Origin of the sequence: Streptomyces sp. AM6-12 (assembly GCF_044327085.1) — a bacterium.
Lineage (GTDB): Bacteria > Actinomycetota > Actinomycetes > Streptomycetales > Streptomycetaceae > Streptomyces.
In genome coordinates this window covers 4685914-4703637 of record NZ_JBIQWN010000001.1, presented here as the reverse complement: position 1 = coordinate 4703637, position 17724 = coordinate 4685914, and the positions used below count along the sequence as shown (strand labels likewise).

General features: G+C 70.4%; 15 protein-coding genes and 1 tRNA gene. 13 read left to right on the top strand and 3 right to left on the bottom strand.

What is annotated here, in order from left to right:
* Positions 1–99 precede the first annotated feature (99 nt).
* The 4 genes from desA to ACE4Q9_RS21340 are packed head-to-tail and all read left to right on the top strand — an operon-like array spanning position 100 to position 5108.
* A complete protein-coding gene (gene desA / locus ACE4Q9_RS21355; RefSeq protein WP_397985819.1) occupies positions 100–1542 on the top strand; it encodes a lysine decarboxylase DesA in 1443 nt (480 codons plus the stop codon).
* Complete coding sequence (locus ACE4Q9_RS21350) at positions 1526–2809, top strand: lysine N(6)-hydroxylase/L-ornithine N(5)-oxygenase family protein (RefSeq protein WP_397985818.1); 1284 nt, start codon at positions 1526–1528, stop codon at positions 2807–2809. Before desA ends, ACE4Q9_RS21350 begins: the two co-directional genes overlap by 17 nt.
* A complete protein-coding gene (locus ACE4Q9_RS21345) occupies positions 2806–3342 on the top strand; it encodes a GNAT family N-acetyltransferase (RefSeq protein ID WP_397985817.1) in 537 nt (178 codons plus the stop codon). Before ACE4Q9_RS21350 ends, ACE4Q9_RS21345 begins: the two co-directional genes overlap by 4 nt.
* A complete protein-coding gene (locus ACE4Q9_RS21340; RefSeq protein ID WP_397987289.1) occupies positions 3339–5108 on the top strand; it encodes an IucA/IucC family protein in 1770 nt (589 codons plus the stop codon). Before ACE4Q9_RS21345 ends, ACE4Q9_RS21340 begins: the two co-directional genes overlap by 4 nt.
* Before the next feature lie 73 nt (positions 5109–5181).
* On the opposite strand, the gene ACE4Q9_RS21335 is transcribed toward ACE4Q9_RS21340, so the two are convergent.
* Positions 5182–6783 (bottom strand): beta-N-acetylhexosaminidase, encoded by a 1602-nt coding sequence (locus ACE4Q9_RS21335; RefSeq protein ID WP_397985816.1) that lies wholly within the window; start codon positions 6781–6783, stop codon positions 5182–5184.
* A 173-nt stretch (positions 6784–6956) separates the two neighbouring features.
* Here ACE4Q9_RS21335 and ACE4Q9_RS21330 point away from each other — a divergent pair, with 173 nt between their 5' ends.
* Together ACE4Q9_RS21330 and glmS are read left to right on the top strand one after the other, a co-directional pair.
* Positions 6957–7214, top strand: coding sequence for a hypothetical protein (locus ACE4Q9_RS21330; RefSeq protein WP_397985815.1), 258 nt, complete (start codon positions 6957–6959; stop codon positions 7212–7214).
* A gap of 12 nt (positions 7215–7226) precedes the next feature.
* Entirely contained in the window at positions 7227–9044 is a 1818-nt protein-coding gene (gene glmS, locus ACE4Q9_RS21325; protein ID WP_397985814.1) for a glutamine--fructose-6-phosphate transaminase (isomerizing), read from the top strand.
* A gap of 54 nt (positions 9045–9098) precedes the next feature.
* Here the strand turns inward: glmS and ACE4Q9_RS21320 are convergent, their stop codons facing one another.
* Positions 9099–9626: a universal stress protein gene (locus tag ACE4Q9_RS21320; RefSeq protein WP_397985813.1), complete on the bottom strand. Its 528-nt coding sequence runs from the start codon at positions 9624–9626 to the stop codon at positions 9099–9101.
* A 374-nt stretch (positions 9627–10000) separates the two neighbouring features.
* Between ACE4Q9_RS21320 and ACE4Q9_RS21315 the strand changes: the two genes are divergently transcribed.
* The 4 genes from ACE4Q9_RS21315 (at position 10001) to ACE4Q9_RS21300 (ending at position 12908) form a co-directional block, all read left to right on the top strand.
* Positions 10001–10390 carry a hypothetical protein gene (locus ACE4Q9_RS21315; RefSeq protein WP_397985812.1) on the top strand — a complete coding sequence of 130 codons (390 nt, stop codon included), beginning with the start codon at positions 10001–10003 and terminating at the stop codon, positions 10388–10390.
* Positions 10391–10769: 379 nt separating this feature from the next.
* Complete coding sequence (locus ACE4Q9_RS21310; RefSeq protein WP_397985811.1) at positions 10770–11993, top strand: helix-turn-helix domain-containing protein; 1224 nt, start codon at positions 10770–10772, stop codon at positions 11991–11993.
* Positions 11994–12090: 97 nt separating this feature from the next.
* A complete protein-coding gene (orn, locus tag ACE4Q9_RS21305; protein WP_397985810.1) occupies positions 12091–12696 on the top strand; it encodes an oligoribonuclease in 606 nt (201 codons plus the stop codon).
* Positions 12697–12835: 139 nt separating this feature from the next.
* A tRNA-His gene (locus tag ACE4Q9_RS21300) sits at positions 12836–12908 on the top strand.
* Between the two features lie 90 nt (positions 12909–12998).
* Here ACE4Q9_RS21300 and ACE4Q9_RS21295 read toward each other — a convergent pair.
* Positions 12999–14054 carry a LacI family DNA-binding transcriptional regulator gene (locus ACE4Q9_RS21295; protein WP_397985809.1) on the bottom strand — a complete coding sequence of 352 codons (1056 nt, stop codon included), beginning with the start codon at positions 14052–14054 and terminating at the stop codon, positions 12999–13001.
* A gap of 329 nt (positions 14055–14383) precedes the next feature.
* On the opposite strand from ACE4Q9_RS21295, the gene ACE4Q9_RS21290 reads away from it, so the two are divergent.
* From ACE4Q9_RS21290 to ACE4Q9_RS21280, 3 genes are read left to right on the top strand one after another with little or no spacing between them, the layout of a single operon-like run.
* The gene (locus tag ACE4Q9_RS21290; RefSeq protein WP_397985808.1) at positions 14384–15709 is read left to right on the top strand and encodes an ABC transporter substrate-binding protein; all 1326 of its coding nucleotides are present in this window, start codon (positions 14384–14386) and stop codon (positions 15707–15709) included.
* Positions 15706–16731, top strand: a complete 1026-nt coding sequence (locus tag ACE4Q9_RS21285; protein ID WP_397985807.1) for a carbohydrate ABC transporter permease — start codon at positions 15706–15708, stop codon at positions 16729–16731. Before ACE4Q9_RS21290 ends, ACE4Q9_RS21285 begins: the two co-directional genes overlap by 4 nt.
* Positions 16728–17621: a carbohydrate ABC transporter permease gene (locus ACE4Q9_RS21280; RefSeq protein ID WP_397985806.1), complete on the top strand. Its 894-nt coding sequence runs from the start codon at positions 16728–16730 to the stop codon at positions 17619–17621. The genes ACE4Q9_RS21285 and ACE4Q9_RS21280 overlap by 4 nt, the downstream gene beginning before the upstream one ends.
* The last annotated feature ends 103 nt before the right edge of the window (positions 17622–17724 follow it).

Below are 17724 nucleotides of genomic sequence, written 5' to 3'. Positions count from 1 at the left end.
GTTTCGCAAGCGCCCCCGCGCACGTGCGCCTTGATCCAAAGAACTTAGGTTAGGCTAACCTAAGTTAATCCCACGGACTTCCCCCCCGGAGGACCCCCCATGCGCTCCCACCTGCTCAATGGCCGCACGGCGGAGCACTACCGCCGCTCCGTGACCGAAGGAGTCGAGCGGGTGGCGGCCAAACTCGCCGCCACCGAGCGCCCGTTCACCGGCATCGCCGTGGACGAACTGTCCCCCCGCGTCGACGCCATCGACCTCGACCGCCCGCTGGGCGACACCGCCGCCGTCCTCGACGAGCTGGAGGACGTCTACCTGAAGGACGCGGTCTACTTCCACCACCCCCGCTACCTCGCCCACCTCAACTGCCCGGTCGTCATCCCGGCCGTGCTCGGTGAGGCCGTGCTCTGCGCGGTCAACTCCTCGCTGGACACCTGGGACCAGTCGGCCGGCGGCACGCTCATCGAGCGCAAGCTGATCGACTGGACGACCACGCGGGCCGGCCTCGGGCCCGCCGCGGACGGCGTGTTCACCTCCGGCGGCAGCCAGTCCAACCTCCAGGCGCTGCTGCTGGCCCGCGAGGAGGCCAAAAGCGGCGACCTCGCGAAACTGCGGATCTTCGCCTCCGAGGCCGGCCACTTCAGCGTGCAGAAGTCGGCGAAACTGCTCGGGCTCGGCCCCGACGCGGTCGTCACCGTCCCCGTCGACCGCGACAAGCGGATGCAGACCGTCGCCCTCGCCCGCGAGCTGGAGCGCTACCATGCCGAGGGCCTGGTGCCCATGGCGGTCGTCGCCACCGCCGGCACCACCGACTTCGGCTCCATCGACCCGCTGCCCGAGATCGCCGAGCTGTGTGACCGCCACGGCGCGTGGCTGCACGTGGACGCGGCCTACGGCTGCGGGCTGCTCGCCTCGCGCAAGTACCGGCACCGCCTCGACGGGATCGAGCGCGCCGACTCGGTGACCGTCGACTACCACAAGTCCTTCTTCCAGCCGGTGAGTTCGTCCGCCGTGCTGGTGCGCGACGGGGCCACCCTGCGGCACGCCACCTACCACGCCGAGTACCTCAACCCGCGCCGCGCGGTGCGCGAGCGCATCCCCAACCAGGTCGACAAGTCCCTCCAGACCACCCGCCGCTTCGACGCCCTCAAGCTGTGGCTGACGCTGCGCGTGATGGGTGCCGACGGCATCGGCGAACTCTTCGACGAGGTCTGCGACCTGGCCGTCCAGGGCTGGCACCTGCTCGCCGCCGACCCGCGCTACGACGTGGTGGTCGAGCCGTCCCTGTCCACCCTCGTCTTCCGCTACGTCCCGGCCGCCGTCACCGACCCGGCCGAGACCGACCGCGCCAACCTCCACGCCCGCAAGGCGCTGTTCGCCTCCGGTGACGCGGTGGTCGCGGGCACCAAGGTGGGCGGCCGCCACTACCTGAAGTTCACCCTGCTCAACCCCGAGACGACGGTGTCCGACATCGCCGCCGTCCTCGATCTCATCGCCGGCCACGCCGAGCAGTACCTGGGAGAGTCCCTTGACCGCGCTTGCTGAATCCACACGCGTCCACGACCTCGTGGGGATCGGACTCGGCCCCTTCAACCTCGGCCTCGCCTGCCTGACCGAGCCGATCGCCGAACTGGACGCCCTCTTCCTGGAGTCGAAGCCCGGCTTCGAGTGGCACGCCGGGATGTTCCTGGACGGCGCCCACCTCCAGACCCCGTTCATGTCGGACCTGGTCACCCTCGCCGACCCCACCTCGCCGTACTCCTTCCTCAACTACCTGAAGGAGAAGGGCCGGCTGTACTCCTTCTACATCCGCGAGAACTTCTACCCGCTGCGGGTGGAGTACGACGACTACTGCCGCTGGGCCGCCGGCAAGCTGAGCAGCGTCCGCTTCGGCACGACGGTCACCGAGGTGTCGTACGAGGACGGCCTCTACGCCGTGCGGACCGCGGCCGGCGACACCGTCCGCGCCCGGCACCTCGTGCTCGGCACGGGCACGGTGCCCTACCTCCCCGAGGCCTGCCGGGACCTCGGCGGGGACCTGCTGCACACCTCCCAGTACATGCACCGCAAGGCGGAGTTGCAGCGGAAGAAGTCCGTCACGGTCGTCGGCAGCGGGCAGAGCGCCGCCGAGATCTACTACGAGCTGCTGTCCGAGATCGACGTCCACGGCTACCAGCTCAACTGGGTCACCCGCTCCCCCAGGTTCTTCCCGCTGGAGTACACCAAGCTGACCCTTGAGATGACCTCGCCGGACTACATCGACTACTTCCGCGCGCTGCCCGAGGAGACCCGCTACCGGCTGGAGAAGCAGCAGAAGGGCCTGTTCAAGGGCATCAACTCGGAGCTCATCGACGCGATCTTCGACCTGCTGTACCAGAAGGACGTGGCGAGCGGGGGCCGGCCGGTGCCGACCCGGCTGCTCACCAACTCCACGCTGAACAGCGCCGGTTACGACGGTGAGGCGTACACCCTCGGCTTCCGCCAGGACGAGCAGGGCAAGGACTTCGAGATCCGCACCGAGGGCCTGGTGCTGGCCACCGGCTACCACTACGCGCCCCCGGCCTTCCTCGCCCCGCTGCGCGAGCGGCTGCGCTACGACGGCCACGGACGCTTCGACGTGGCCCGCAACTACGCCATCGACGTCACCGGGCGCGGCGTCTTCCTCCAGAACGCCGGCGTCCACACCCACAGCATCACCAGCCCCGACCTGGGCATGGGCCCGTACCGCAACGCGTGCATCATCCGCGAGGTGCTCGGCAGCGCGTACTACCCGGTCGAGAAGTCCATCGCCTTCCAGGAGTTCGCCGTATGACCACCCCGACCTTCACCTTCCGGCCCGTCGACCCGCGCCGGGACGCCGAGTTGCTGCACTCCTGGATCACCCACCCGAAGGCCGCCTTCTGGATGATGCAGGAGGCGAGACTGGAGGACGTCGAGCGGGCGTACATGGAGATAGCCGCCGACGAGCACCAGCACGCGCTGCTCGGACTCCGGGACGGCGTCCCCGCCTTCCTCATGGAGAAGTACGACCCCGCCCACCGGGAACTGGTCGGCCTCTACGAGCCGCGGCCGGGCGATGCCGGGATGCACTTCCTGACCCCCGCGACCGACACCCCCGAACACGGGTTCACGAAGGCCGTCATCACCGCCGTCATGGCCCATCTCTTCGCGGACCCGGCCGTCGAGCGCGTGGTCGTGGAACCGGACGTGCGCAACACAGCGGTGCACGCGCTGAACGCGGCCGTCGGGTTCGTGGCCGAGCGTGAGATACGGAAGCCGGAGAAGACGGCCCTGCTGAGCTTCTGCACCCGCGAGCAGTTCACGAAGGCGGTGTCCGCGTGCTGACGCCCGCCGAGTCCGTGGCCCATCTGTCCCCCGAGCGCTGGGCGCGGGCCAACCGGCTGCTGCTCCGCAAGGCGCTCGCCGAGTTCGCGCACGAGCGCCTGATCACCCCCGAGGAGGACGGCGAGGGCTATGTCGTCCGCAGCGACGACGGCCTCACCGCCTACCGGTTCACCGCCGTGCGGCGCGCCCTCGACCACTGGGAGGTCGACGCCGGCTCGATCACCCGGCAGCGTGACGGCGCGGAACTCCCGCTCGCGGCACTGGACTTCTTCATCGAGCTGAAGGACTCCCTTGGCCTGAGCGACACCATCCTGCCCGTCTACCTGGAGGAGATCTCCTCCACCCTCTCCGGCACCTGCTACAAGCTCGCCAAGCACCAGCTCACCTCCGCCGAACTGGTGGCGAGCGGCTTCCAGGCGATCGAGACCGGGATGACCGAGGGCCACCCCTGCTTCGTCGCGAACAGCGGGCGGCTCGGCTTCGGGGTCCACGAGTACCTGGCGTACGCCCCGGAGACCGCGCACCCCGTCCGGCTGCTGTGGCTGGCCGCGCACCGCTCCCGCGCCGCGTTCACGGCGGGCGCCGGGATCGAGTACGAGGGCTTCATCCGGGGCGAGTTGGGCGAGGAGACCGTCGAGCGGTTCCGGCGGACGCTGACCGGTCAGGGCCTCGACCCGGCCGACTACCTCCTCATCCCGGTCCACCCCTGGCAGTGGTGGAACAAGCTGTCCGTCACCTTCGCGGCGGAGGTGGCCCGCAGGCACCTCGTCCCGCTCGGCGAGGGCGACGACGAATACCTGGCCCAGCAGTCCATCCGGACCTTCTTCAACACCAGCGCCCCGCACAAGCACTATGTGAAGACGGCCCTGTCCGTCCTCAACATGGGCTTCATGCGCGGACTCTCGGCCGCCTACATGGAGGCAACCCCCGCCATCAACGACTGGCTCGCCCAGCTGATCGAGGGCGACCCGGTGCTCAAGGGCAGCGGCCTGACGATCATCCGCGAGCGGGCCGCCGTCGGCTACCGGCACCTGGAGTACGAGCGGGCCACCGACCGCTACTCCCCCTACCGCAAGATGCTCGCCGCGCTGTGGCGGGAGAGCCCGGTGCCCTCCCTCCAAGATGGCGAGACGCTCGCCACCATGGCCTCCCTGCTGCACGTCGACCACGGGGGCACGTCCTTCGCGGGCGCCCTGATCGAACGGTCCGGACTCGAACCCGCCGCATGGCTGCGCCGGTACCTGCGGGCCTACTACACCCCGCTGCTGCACAGCCTCTACGCCTACGACCTGGCGTTCATGCCGCACGGCGAGAACACCATCCTGGTGCTGCGGGACGGGGTCGTGCAGCGGGCCGTCTACAAGGACATCGCCGAGGAGATCGTGGTGATGGACCCGGACGCCGTGCTGCCGCCGGAGGTCGCCCGCATCCGGGCCGACATCCCCGAGGACCAGAAGCTGCTGTCGATCTTCACCGACGTCTTCGACTGCTTCTTCCGCTTCCTGTCCGCGAACCTCGCCGCCGAAGGGATCCTCACCGAGGACGAGTTCTGGCGCACGGTCGCGGAGGTCTCCCGCGAGTACCAGGAGGCGAATCTGCAACTCGCCGACCGGTTCCGGCAGTACGACCTGTTTGCCCCCGAGTTCGCGCTGTCCTGCCTCAACCGGCTCCAGCTGCGCGACAACCGCCAGATGGTGGACCTCGCGGACCCCTCCGCGGCGCTCCAGCTGGTGGGCACGCTGCGCAACCCGCTGGCCGGCCGCTGACGCGCGGCACCGGTGCCGGGCACGGGCGGGCGCCCCGGAGTACGGTCCTCCGGGGCGCCCGTTCACCTTCCGCTCAGCCGTCGGTCCAGGGCACCTGCGGCGACCGGTAGTACCCGATGCCGAGGGCGTCCCAGCGCGGGGCCTGCGCGGCCAGCCGTACCTTGTAGGTGTCCCAGTCGTGGGTGGCGGCGGGCGACCAGCCCAGCTCGGCCGCGCCCGGCAGCCGCGGGAACGCCATGTAGTCGATGTCGGCCGACGTCTTCAGCGTCTCCGACCACAGCGGCGCCTCCACCCCCTTGACCGCCGATGCGGGGGCGCCCGGCAGATAGGCGCCCGGATCCCAGTCGTACGACCGCCGGACCTCGACCAGCCCGGCCCAGCTGAGCCCGAGCGCGGTGTCCTTGGTGTACTTCATGTCGAGGTAGACCCGGTCGGCCGGGGACAGGATCAGCCCCGTGCCGTTCCGCGCGGCCGCGGCGACCTGCTCCTTCTCGGCCGCGCTGGTGCTGTCCAGCCCCCAGTACTGGGCGAGCGCCCCCTTGGCCGGGTGGGCGCCGGTGAGCTGGTGCCAGCCGATGACCGTCTTGCCGTACTTCGCGACGATCGGCTGCACGCGGTCCATGAAGGTCACGTAGTCGGCGTGGCTGGTGGAGTGCGCCTCGTCGCCGCCGATGTGCAGATAGCGGCCCGGCGTGAGCGCGGCCAGTTCCCTGATCACGTCGTTCACGAAGGTGTAGGTGACGTCCTTGGACACGCACAGCGAGCTGAAGCCGACCTCGGTGCCGGTGTAGCGCGGGGGCGCCACGCCGTCGCAGTTCAGCTTGGCGTAGGAGGCGAGGGCCGCGTTGGTGTGGCCGGGCATGTCGATCTCCGGCACGACCTCCATGTAGCGGGAGGCGGCGTAGGAGACGAGCTGCCGGTACTCGTCCTGGGTGTAGAAGCCGCCCTTGCCGCCGCCGACCTCGGTGGCGCCGCCGTAACGGGCCAGCCGCGGCCAGGAGTTGATGGCGATGCGCCAGCCCTGGTCGTCGCTGAGGTGCAGATGCAGCTCGTTGACCTTGTAGAGGGCGAGTTCGTCGATGTACCGCTTCACCTGGGCGACGGTGAAGAAGTGCCGGGAGACGTCCAGCATGGCGCCGCGGTAGGCGTAGCGGGGGTGGTCCTCGATGGTGCCGCCGGCGATCTGCCAGCTCGCGCGCTGGACGGTCTTCTTCTCGACGGCGGCCGGGAGGAGTTGGCGCAGCGTCTGCACACCGTGGAAGAGGCCGGCCGGGGCGCTCGCGGTGAGCGTGACACCAAAGGGGCCGCTGCGCAGCCGGTAGCCCTCGGCGCCGTAGCCGCCCTTCGCCAGGCGCAGCCGGATGCCGCCGCTCCCGTGCCCGGTGAGCGGCAGCGGGTAGCCGGTGGAGGGCCGCAGGATGCCGGCGAGGTAGGCGCCGACGCGGCGGACCGCGGCCGGGCCGTCCACGCGGACGGCGGTGTCGCGGGTGATGCGGTACGGGGCGCCGCCGGGGGTGACGGAGGCGGGGGCCGGGATCACCTGGTTCAGCGGGGTGGGGCGGGCCTCGGGCGGGGCGGGGGTGGCGCCGAGGGTGAAGGCACCGGCCGCCGCGACGAGCAGCAGCGAACCGAGGACGCGGGCGGTTCGGGGAGTCGTACGGTCATTCCGTGTCACATGCGCTCCCTTCGGGTCTGGTCGGGACCACTGTCCCACCGGGGACGGCAAGGGAGCAGGAGTGACGTAGGACACAGTGCGCGAACAGGAGTTCAGCACGCCACCCAGCACCCCGGTGCCCGATATCGGGCAGGATTCTTGCGAAACCGACGCCGGTACCCGAGGATCTACGGGTGCACGACGAACTCGTAGATCATCTGACGCGGTCGACGCCCCTCGGCAGGGGCGAGGCGCTGCGGGTGATCCAGGACGTGCTCGCCTATTTCGACGAGTCGACGGAGGATTTCGTCCGTCGCCGCCACCGCGAACTCCAGGCCCGGGGCCTGGTGAACGCGGAGATCTTCGAACGGATCGGGGCGGACCTCAGATATCGAGCGGTGGCACCGCCCGAGCTGACGCTCAGGCAGCTGCGCCGCATCGTCTACGGCTAGGAATACCTGTATATGTGCGGAATTGTCGGTTACATCGGGAAGCGTGACGTCGCCCCCCTCCTCCTGGAGGGCCTCCAGCGGCTGGAGTACCGCGGGTACGACTCGGCGGGCATCGTGGTCACCTCCCCGAAGGCGCCCGGCCTGAAGATGGTCAAGGCCAAGGGCCGGGTGCGCGACCTGGAGGCCAAGGTCCCGGCGCGCTTCAAGGGCACCACCGGCATCGCCCACACCCGCTGGGCCACCCACGGCGCCCCCTCCGACGTGAACGCCCACCCGCACATGTCGGCCGACAACAAGGTCGCCGTCGTGCACAACGGCATCATCGACAACGCCGCCGACCTGCGCCGCAAGCTGGAGGCGGAGGGCGTCGAGTTCCTCTCCGAGACCGACACCGAGGTCCTCACCCACCTGATCGCCCGCGCCGGCGCCGAGAAGCTGGAGGACAAGGTCCGCCAGGCGGTCCGGCTGATCGAGGGCACGTACGGCATCGCCGTGCTGCACGCCGACTTCCCGGACCGGATCGTGGTGGCCCGCAACGGCTCCCCGGTCGTGCTCGGCATCGGCGAGAAGGAGATGTTCGTCGCCTCGGACATCGCCGCGCTGGTCATGCACACCCGGCAGATAGTGACGCTGGACGACGGCGAGATGGCCACCCTCAAGGCCGACGACTTCCGCACCTACACCACCGAGGGCACGCGCACCACCGCCGAGCCCACCACGGTGGAGTGGGAGGCCGAGTCGTACGACATGGGCGGCCACGACACCTACATGCACAAGGAGATCTTCGAGCAGGCCGACGCGGTGGACCGGGTGCTGCGCGGCCGGATCGACGACCGCTTCTCCACCGTGCACCTCGGCGGCCTCAACCTGGACGCCCGCGAGGCCCGGCAGATCCGGCGGGTGAAGATCCTCGGCTGCGGCACCTCGTACCACGCGGGGCTCATCGGCGCCCAGATGATCGAGGAGCTGGCCCGCATCCCCGCGGACGCCGAGCCGGCCTCCGAGTTCCGCTACCGCAACGCGGTCGTGGACCCCGACACGCTGTACGTCGCGGTCTCCCAGTCCGGTGAGACGTACGACGTGCTCGCCGCCGTGCAGGAGCTCAAGCGCAAGGGCGCGCGGGTCTTCGGCGTCGTCAACGTGGTGGGCTCCGCGATCGCCCGTGAGGCGGACGCCGGGATCTACGTGCACGCGGGCCCCGAGGTCTGCGTCGTCTCGACCAAGTGCTTCACCAACACCACGGTCGCCTTCGCGCTGCTCGCGCTGCACCTGGGCCGCACCCGCGACCTCTCGGTGCGCGACGGCAAGCGGATCATCGAGGGCCTGCGCAGGCTGCCCGACCAGATCACCGAGATCCTCAAGCAGGAGGAGCAGATCAAGGAGCTGGCCGAGCTGTACGCCGGCGCCCGCTCGATGCTGTTCATCGGCCGGGTCCGCGGCTACCCGGTCGCCCGCGAGGCCTCCCTCAAGCTCAAGGAGGTCTCGTACATCCACGCCGAGGCCTACCCCGCCTCCGAGCTGAAGCACGGCCCGCTGGCCCTGATCGAGCCCGCCCTGCCGACGGTCGCGATCATCCCGGACGACGACCTGCTGGAGAAGAACCGCGCCGCCCTGGAGGAGATCAAGGCCCGCTCGGGCAAGATCCTCGCCGTGGCCCACCGGCACCAGGAGAAGGCAGACCAGACGATCGTCGTACCGAAGAACGAGGACGAACTCGACCCGATCCTGATGGGCATCCCGCTCCAGCTCCTCGCCTACCACACGGCGAAGGCCCTGGGCCGCGACATCGACAAGCCGCGGAACCTGGCGAAGTCGGTGACGGTCGAGTAGGCACCGCCGCGGTCGAACGAACCCCCCGTGCGCCGCGCGGGGGGTTCCGCCGTCTCAGGGGATCACGATCACCGGCCGCCGCGCCCGCCGTGCGAGCCGCCCCGCGACCGAGCCGAAGATCCGGCCCACGATCCCGTGCGTGGAGCCGACGACGATCGCGTCCGCCTCGTACTCCCGCCCCACCTCCTCCAGTTCGTGGCAGATGTCACCGCCGCGCTCGACGAGGATCCAGGGCACCTCGGAGAGGTAGTCCGCACAGGCGAGTTCAAGGCCGAGCACCTCCGTACGGTGATCCGGTACGTCCACGAAGACCGGTGGCTCGCAGCCCGCCCACACCGTGGTGGGCAGCCGGTTGGCCACATGCACGATGATCAGACCGGAGTGGGAGCGGTGCGCCATGCCGATCGCGTACGCGAGGGCGCGCTCACTGGAGGTGGAGCCGTCGAAGCCGACGACGACACCGTGCCGGAAGGCGGGGTCGCAGGAAGGGCGTGACTCTTCGGCCGCCTGGGGATCGGCCGCCGTAGGATCGGCGACCGGTCGCTTGCGGTCCGCGGGTTCGAAGAATTCGTGACCGGCCATGGCTGTCTCGGCGTTGTGATCCTTTATGGGACGGGATGACAGTGTGCGGCGGACCTGTGTCCGGGATTCATCTTCCCCACCCCATACCCCCAAGGGTACGGCGGCACGCGTCCCGAGGACAGATCCCTTGCACGCTCCGTAAGCGGCCCCTCGACATCCGTAGGGGTTCACCGGAGCATGCACGAGCCGCGCCCGTTACGCAATGCTTGCTGCCCCGTACAGGCGCTTTGCACAGGATTCGCGGACGCACGGCCGGTGACCGACCGCTCCGCCGGGCGTTGAAGGGGGTGAGCCACCACCACGGGGAGCCACGGGGAGCTACCGGGCGCCACCACACGCCGGCGGCCGACCCAGCTCGCCACAGGGAGTACGAGATGTCCGGACACCGGTCCCGCCCCGAGGAACCCGGCCCGCAGGACAGCACCGGCGAGCTGATCCGCTGGGCCGCCTTCACCTGCGTCCTCGTCCCGGTGGTCCTGCTCTGGTACGGCACCTCGCTCGCCGGCGCCACGGGCACCGCCCTCGGGCTGGCCGCCGTCACGGCCGCGTGCCGGCTGTTGCTCCGGCGTTCGGAGCACACGGCACGGCACGGCGCGCGCCGGGGTGCGGGTCGGGGCCGGGGGCGCGAATCGCGGCGCGGCGGGGCGCGGGGTGCCGGGCGGGACGCCGGCCGGGGCGGGGGCCGGAACGGCGGGCGGCACGGCGGGCGTTGCGAGATGCAAAGAGGCGGACGTCACACCCGGCAGCGGACACCGGTCGACTGACCGGTTTCCATGCTTCCAAGCGCCTCTTTTCAGCCAACTTCTTGATATCGCCCAAGTGGGGTCCGCACCACCCCTCAACCCCCGTTCCACCTGCACGGAAAGGGTCCAGGGGGCGCTGCGCACCCTACGCGGTTTGGCCACTGCCCGGAGGCGCACTTCCCTGCACGGCCCACGAGTGCAACGCTTCGTGATCGAATGCTTCACGCCAAGTTGTCATGTCGACAATGTGCCGCATTTGGAACGGGTCACCGTGCGTTCGCGGGACCCAGTAGATTCGATCTTGACTGTCTTTACGGCGGGGGACTCGTGCAGGACCGAGGGGAAACGTGCAGGAGCGACACAACCGAGGAGCCGCGACCACCGAGGGGGGCTTAGCAGTATGAGCCACGACTCCACTGCCGCGCCGGAAGCCGCTGTCCGGAAACTGTCCGGGCGTCGCCGCAAGGAGATCGTCGCGGTGCTGCTGTTCAGCGGCGGCCCCATCTTCGAGAGTTCCATACCGCTGTCGGTGTTCGGCATCGACCGCCAGGACGCCGGGGTGCCGCGCTACCGACTGCTGGTGTGCGGCGGCGAGGAGGGTCCGCTGCGGACCACCGGCGGTCTCGAACTCACCGCCCCGCATGGGCTGGAGGCGATCGCCCGCGCCGGTACGGTCGTCGTACCGGCCTGGCGCTCGATCACCGCGCCGCCGCCCGAGGAGGCGCTCGACGCGCTGCGCCGGGCGCACGAAGAGGGCGCCCGCATCGTAGGGCTGTGCACCGGCGCGTTCGTGCTCGCGGCCGCCGGGCTGCTCGACGGCCGCCCGGCGACCACCCACTGGATGTACGCGCCGACGCTGGCCAAGCGCTATCCGTCGGTGCACGTCGATCCGCGGGAGCTGTTCGTCGACGACGGCGACGTGCTGACCTCCGCGGGGACGGCGGCCGGAATCGATCTCTGTCTGCACATCGTGCGGACGGACCACGGCAACGAGGCGGCCGGTGCGCTGGCCCGCCGACTGGTGGTCCCGCCGCGCCGCTCGGGCGGTCAGGAGCGCTACCTGGACCGGTCTTTACCCGAGGAGATCGGCGCCGACCCGCTCGCCGAGGTCGTCGCCTGGGCGCTGGAGCACCTCCACGAGCAGTTCGACGTGGAGACGCTGGCGGCACGCGCGTACATGAGCCGTCGTACGTTCGACCGCCGGTTCCGTTCGCTCACCGGGAGCGCGCCGCTGCAATGGCTGATCACCCAGCGGGTGCTCCAGGCGCAGCGGCTGCTGGAGACGTCGGACTACTCGGTGGACGAGGTGGCGGGCCGGTGCGGGTTCCGTTCGCCGGTCGCGCTGCGCGGGCACTTCCGCCGCCAGCTCGGCTCCTCGCCCGCCGCGTACCGAGCCGCGTACCGGGCCCGGCGGCCCGGCGGCGACAAGCCGGGTGAGGCGGAGGCGACGCTCCAGCAGGGTGCCGGGCAGCCGTTGCCGCCGGTGGGACCGGCGGGTCCGGGGCCGCTGAGCGGCATGCCCGTGCTGCACAGCGAGCGGGACAGCGGGGTGCCGATGCAGAGCCGGCGCACCGCGGCGGCCGGGGCGGTGAGCCTGCTTCCCGGGCCGCGCTCCGGGAACTGACCGGAAGGCCGGGGAGGGGGTGTGGAGCCTGGGCTCCGCACCCCCTCTCTTCGTCCGCGGGGCATCCAGAAGGCGAGGTCCGCCTTAGGGTGGTCGCATGAACGATCGCATGGTGTGGATCGACTGCGAGATGACCGGCCTCTCGCTGTCCGACGACGCTCTCATCGAGGTGGCCGCCCTCGTCACCGACTCCGAGCTGAACGTACTCGGCGAGGGGGTGGACATCGTCATCCGCCCGCCGGAGCGGGCGCTGGAGACGATGCCGGAGGTGGTGCGTCAGATGCACACCGCGTCCGGGCTGCTCGCCGAGCTCTCGAACGGCACGACGCTCCAGGACGCCGAGGAGCAGGTCCTCGCGTACATCAAGGAGCACGTGAAGGAGCCGGGCAAGGCTCCGCTGTGCGGCAACTCGGTCGGCACCGACCGCGGCTTCCTGCTGCGCGACATGCCGACGCTGGAGGACTGGCTGCACTACCGGATCGTGGACGTCTCCTCGGTCAAGGAGCTGGCCCGCCGCTGGTACCCGAGGGCGTACTTCAACAGCCCGGAGAAGAACGGCAACCACCGGGCGCTCGCCGACATCCGCGAGTCCATCGCCGAGCTGCGCTACTACCGCGAGGCCATCTTCGTGCCGCAGCCCGGACCGGACTCGGAGACGGCGCGGACGATCGCGGCGAAGCACGTGCTGCCCGCGGCACAGTAGCCGGCGAAGCGGGCCCCGGGACCCCGTCCGGGGGCCCGCGGGGGTCCGCGCGAAAACCTGTGCGCGAGCACCCCCTCGGACCCTGTAGACTTCTTCTCGGCCGGTCGGGGAAACGACAAGTTTCCAAGCGCCGGTCATGGTGGGTGTAGCTCAGCTGGTAGAGCACCTGGTTGTGGTCCAGGATGCCGCGGGTTCGAGTCCCGTCACTCACCCTGTGTGAACAGCCGGTGAATCCGTCGGAAGACGGGTCACCGGCTGTTTCGCGTTCCCGGAGGATGGCGCCCGGCACCCGCGCCCCCTGCCTACGAGGACGCCCGCACCACCAGTTCCGTCGGCAGGACCGCGTGCCGCCGCTCGGCCCGCCGGGGGCCCGAGGGACGCCTGTCGGATATCTCCGTCAGCAGGAGGTCGATCATGGCGCGGCCCATGTGGTCGATGGGCTGGCGGACGCTGGTCAGGGGCGGGTCCATGTGGCGGGCGATGGCGGAGTCGTCGTAGCCGACGAGGGCGACGTCGTCCGGTATGCGCAGCCCGGACTCGCGCAGGATCTGGCGGGCGCCGGCCGCGGTGACGTCGGAGCCGGCGAAGACGGCGTCCAGACCGGGGCGGCGGGCCAGCAGGGCGGACATGGCCTTGCGGCCGCCCTCCTCGGTGAAGTCGCCGGGCTCGATCAGCAGTTCGTCCACCTCGTGGCCCGCGCCGCGCAGGGCGTCGCGGTAGCCGTCGACGCGGCGGCGGGCGCCGTAGACGTCCAGGCGGCCGGTGATGTGGGCGATGCGGGTGCGGCCGCGGGCCAGCAGGTGCTCCACGGCCGCGCGGGCGCCGCCGTAGTTGTCCGAGTCCACCGAGGTGAGCGTCTCCGCGGCCGAGCGCGGGCCGCTGACCACGGCCGGGATCTCCAGCTGGGACAGCAGGTCGGGCAGCGGGTCGTCGGCGTGCACCGAGACCAGCAGGACGCCGTCGACCCGGTGCGCCGCCAGGTACTCGGCGAGGCGCCGCCGCTCCCGGTCGTTGCCCGCGAAGATCAGCAGCAACTGCATCTGGGTGTCGGCCAGTTCGGCGCCGACCCCGCGCAGCATGTCGGAGAAGTACGGCTCCGCGAAGAACCGGGTCTCCGGCTCGGGGACGACCAGCGCGATGGCGTCGGTGCGGTTGGCGGCCAGCGCGCGGGCCGCCGTATTGGGGACGTAGCCCAGCTCGGCGACGGCCGCCTCCACCGCGGCGCGGGTCGCGTCGCTCACCCGGGGCGAGCCGTTGATCACGCGCGAGGCCGTGCCCCGGCCGACCCCCGCCCGCGCGGCGACCTGCTCCAGCGTGGGCCGGCCCCCGCTCCGGCCCCGCACTCCCTGGCCCGCCATGCGCTCCGCCTCCCTCGCGTCCTCCGGTTGGCTGGAATCTAACAGTCCCGCCCGGCCCCCCGACGGCTCCGTATGCCCGGGCGCCCCGAACGTCCCGTCCGTGCGCGCCAGTTAACGCTCCGATAACTGAACTCAACCCCCGTGTCAGGTCCCTTGACACCCCGCTCGGAACCGACGACTCTTCAAGCCATCACTTGTGGGAGCGCTCCCACAGTACCTGACACCTACACAACCCGCACGTTCCCCGCCCGAGCCGCAGCGCGTGACGAACGGGCCCGATTCCATGCAGTCGGCCGGGGGGTCGGCACGTCAGGCAACAGGAGGACGCAATGCGCACGAACTTCCGCCGGTCCAGGCGGATGATGGCCCTGGCGGCCGTCGCCGCGCTGACCACGGGTTTGCTGGCCGGCTGCGCCAAGGACGCCAAGGACGGCTCCGCGGACGACGCGGACGGCGGCAACGGCAAGGGGAAGATCACGCTGACCGTCGGGACGTACGGCGTCTTCGGCTACAAGCAGGCCGGCCTCTACGACGAGTACATGAAGCTCCACCCGGACATCAACATCAAGGAGAACGTCACCACCCGCACCGACGTCTACTGGCCGAAGGTGCTCACCCGCCTCCAGGCCGGCTCCGGCACCGATGACATTCAGGCCATCGAGATCGGCAACATCACCGAGGCCGTGCAGACCCAGGCGGACAAGTTCGTCGACATGGGCAAGTACGTCGACAAGTCCCAGTGGCTGGACTGGAAGAACGCCCAGGCCACGACCAAGGACGGCAAGCTGATCGGGCTCGGCACCGACATCGGCCCGATGGCGATCTGCTACCGCAAGGACCTGTTCCAGAAGGCGGGCCTGCCCACCGACCGGGACAAGCTCGCCCAGATGTGGAAGGGCGACTGGGCCAAGTACGTCGACGTCGGCAAGGAGTACATGCAGAAGGCGCCCAAGGGCACCAAGTTCGTGGACTCGGCGGCCTCCGTCTACAACGCGGCCCTCGGCGGCGCCGCGGACCGCTACTACGACAAGGACGGCAATGTCATCTGGGACAAGTCGCAGGGGGTGAAGAAGGCCTGGGACGTGGCGATGACCGTGGCCACCAGCGACATGTCGGCGAAGCTCAAGCAGTTCGACCCGACCTGGGACCAGGGATACGCCAACGCCTCCTTCGCCACCGTCGCCTGCCCGGCCTGGATGATGGGCTACATCGAGCAGAAGTCCGGCGACTCCGGCAAGGGCAACTGGGATGTGGCGGCGGCGCCCACCGCGTCCAACTGGGGCGGCTCCTGGCTCGGTGTGCCGACCGCGGGCAAGCACCAGAAGGAGGCCATCGCGCTGGCCAAGTGGCTGACCGCGCCCGCCCAGCAGGAGAAGGTCTTCGCCAAGCAGGCGAGCTTCCCCTCGACCCCGGCCGCCTACCCGGACCTGAAGCCGGCCGCGGACACCACCGCCTACTTCTCGAACGCGCCGATCACCCAGATCTTCTCCGACTCGGCGAAGACCATCCCGACGCAGATCTTCGGCGCCAAGGACCAGCCGATGACCACCGCCATCACGGACGTCGGCATCCTCCAGGTCGAGCAGAAGGGCAAGACGCCGGCCCAGGGCTGGGACGCGGCGGCCAAGGAGATCAAGGACGTGCTCGGCCAGTGACCAGCTCCGACGAGGCTCTCGCGCACTCCGCGTCGAGCGCCGAGGCCGCGCCCGGCACCCCGCCGGGCGCGGCCCGGAGCGCTCGCCGCCCGGCCGGGCCGGCCGCCGCCGGCTCCTGGCGCAGCCGGCTGTACCGCTGGGACATGAAGGGGTCGCCATACGCGTTCGTCGCCCCCTTCTTCATCCTCTTCGGCGCCTTCACCCTGGTGCCGCTGCTCTACACGGCCTGGTACTCACTGCACAATGTGCAGCTGTCCTCGCTGGACCACCAGACCTGGACGGGCCTGGCCAACTACCGGAACCTGCTGTCCTCGGACTTCTTCTGGAACGCCCTGAAGAACACCTTCACCATCGGTGTGATCTCGACGGTGCCGCAGCTGCTGGCCGCGCTCGGGCTGGCCCATCTGCTCAACTACCGGCTGCGCGGCTCGACCGTGTGGCGGGTGGTGATGCTGACCCCGTACGCCACCTCGGTGGCCGCGGCGACCCTGGTGTTCACCCTGCTGTACTCGTGGGACGGCGGCATGGTCAACTGGCTGCTGCACTTCGCCGGGGTGGGTCCGGTCAACTGGCGTGAGTCCGACTGGGGTTCGCAGTTCGCGGTGTCGTCCATCGTGATCTGGCGGTGGACCGGCTACAACGCGCTGATCTACCTCGCCGCCATGCAGGCGATCCCGGCCGACCTGTACGAGTCGGCGGCGATCGACGGTGCCAACCGCTGGCAGCAGTTCCGGCATGTGACCGTCCCGCAGCTGCGGCCGACGATCCTGTTCACGGTGGTGGTCTCCACCATCGGCGCGACCCAACTCTTCGGCGAGCCGCTGCTGTTCGGCGGGGTCAGCGGGTCCAAGGGCGGTTCCGAGCACCAGTACCAGACGCTCGGTCTGTACATGTACGACCAAGGCTGGATCGTCGGCAACCTCGGCAAGGCGTCCGCGATCGCCTGGTCGATGTTCCTGATCCTGCTGATCATCGCCGCGGTCAACCTGCTGCTCACCCGACGGCTGAGGAAGTCCCAATGACCACCAGTGAACTGACGCTGCCGCCGAAGGCGCACACCCCGCGCACCCGGCGCCGGGTGCTGGGAGCCGGCAAGCAACTGCACGCGGGACCGGTGACGTACGTCGTCCTGACCGTCTTCGCGCTGGTCTCGCTCGCCCCGCTGGTGTGGACGGCGGTCGCGGCCTCCCGCACCGACCGGCGGCTGGCGCAGACCCCGCCGCCGCTGTGGTTCGGCGGCAACCTGTTCAGCAACCTCCAGGCGGCCTGGGACCAGGCCGGGCTCGGCACCGCGATGGTCAACTCGGTGTTCGTGGCGGGCACCATCACGGTCAGCACGGTGCTGTTCGCGACGCTGGCCGGGTTCGCCTTCGCCAAGCTCCGGTTCCGCTTCTCCGGGCTGCTGTTGCTGCTGACCATCGGCACCATGATGATCCCGCCGCAGCTCGCCGTCGTACCGCTGTATCTGTGGATGGCGGACCTCGGCTGGTCCAACCAGCTCCAGACGGTGGTCCTGCCGAGCCTGGTGACCGCCTTCGGCACCTTCTTCATGCGGCAGTACCTGGTCCAGGCGCTGCCCTCGGAGCTGGTGGAGGCGGCGCGGGTGGACGGGGCGAGCAGTCTGCGGATCGTCTGGCACGTGGTCTTCCCGGCCGCGCGGCCCGCGATGGCGGTGCTCGGCCTGCTGACCTTCGTGTTCGCCTGGAACGACTTCCTGTGGCCGATCATCGCCCTGAACCAGCAGAACCCGACCGTGCAGGTGGCCCTGAACGCGCTCGGCACCGGCTACGTCCCGGACCAGTCGGTGATCATGGCGGGCGCGCTGCTGGGCACCCTGCCGCTGCTGATCGCCTTCCTGCTGTTCGGCAAGCAGATCGTGGGCGGGATCATGCAGGGCGCGATCAAGGGTTGAGCCCGGCACACCGATCACCCCGCGCGGGGCCGGGCCCGCACCGCCCGGCCCCCTCGCCCGCCCGGCCCCACGGCCCGCGCCCGTCTCTTCCCCGCGGGCCGCC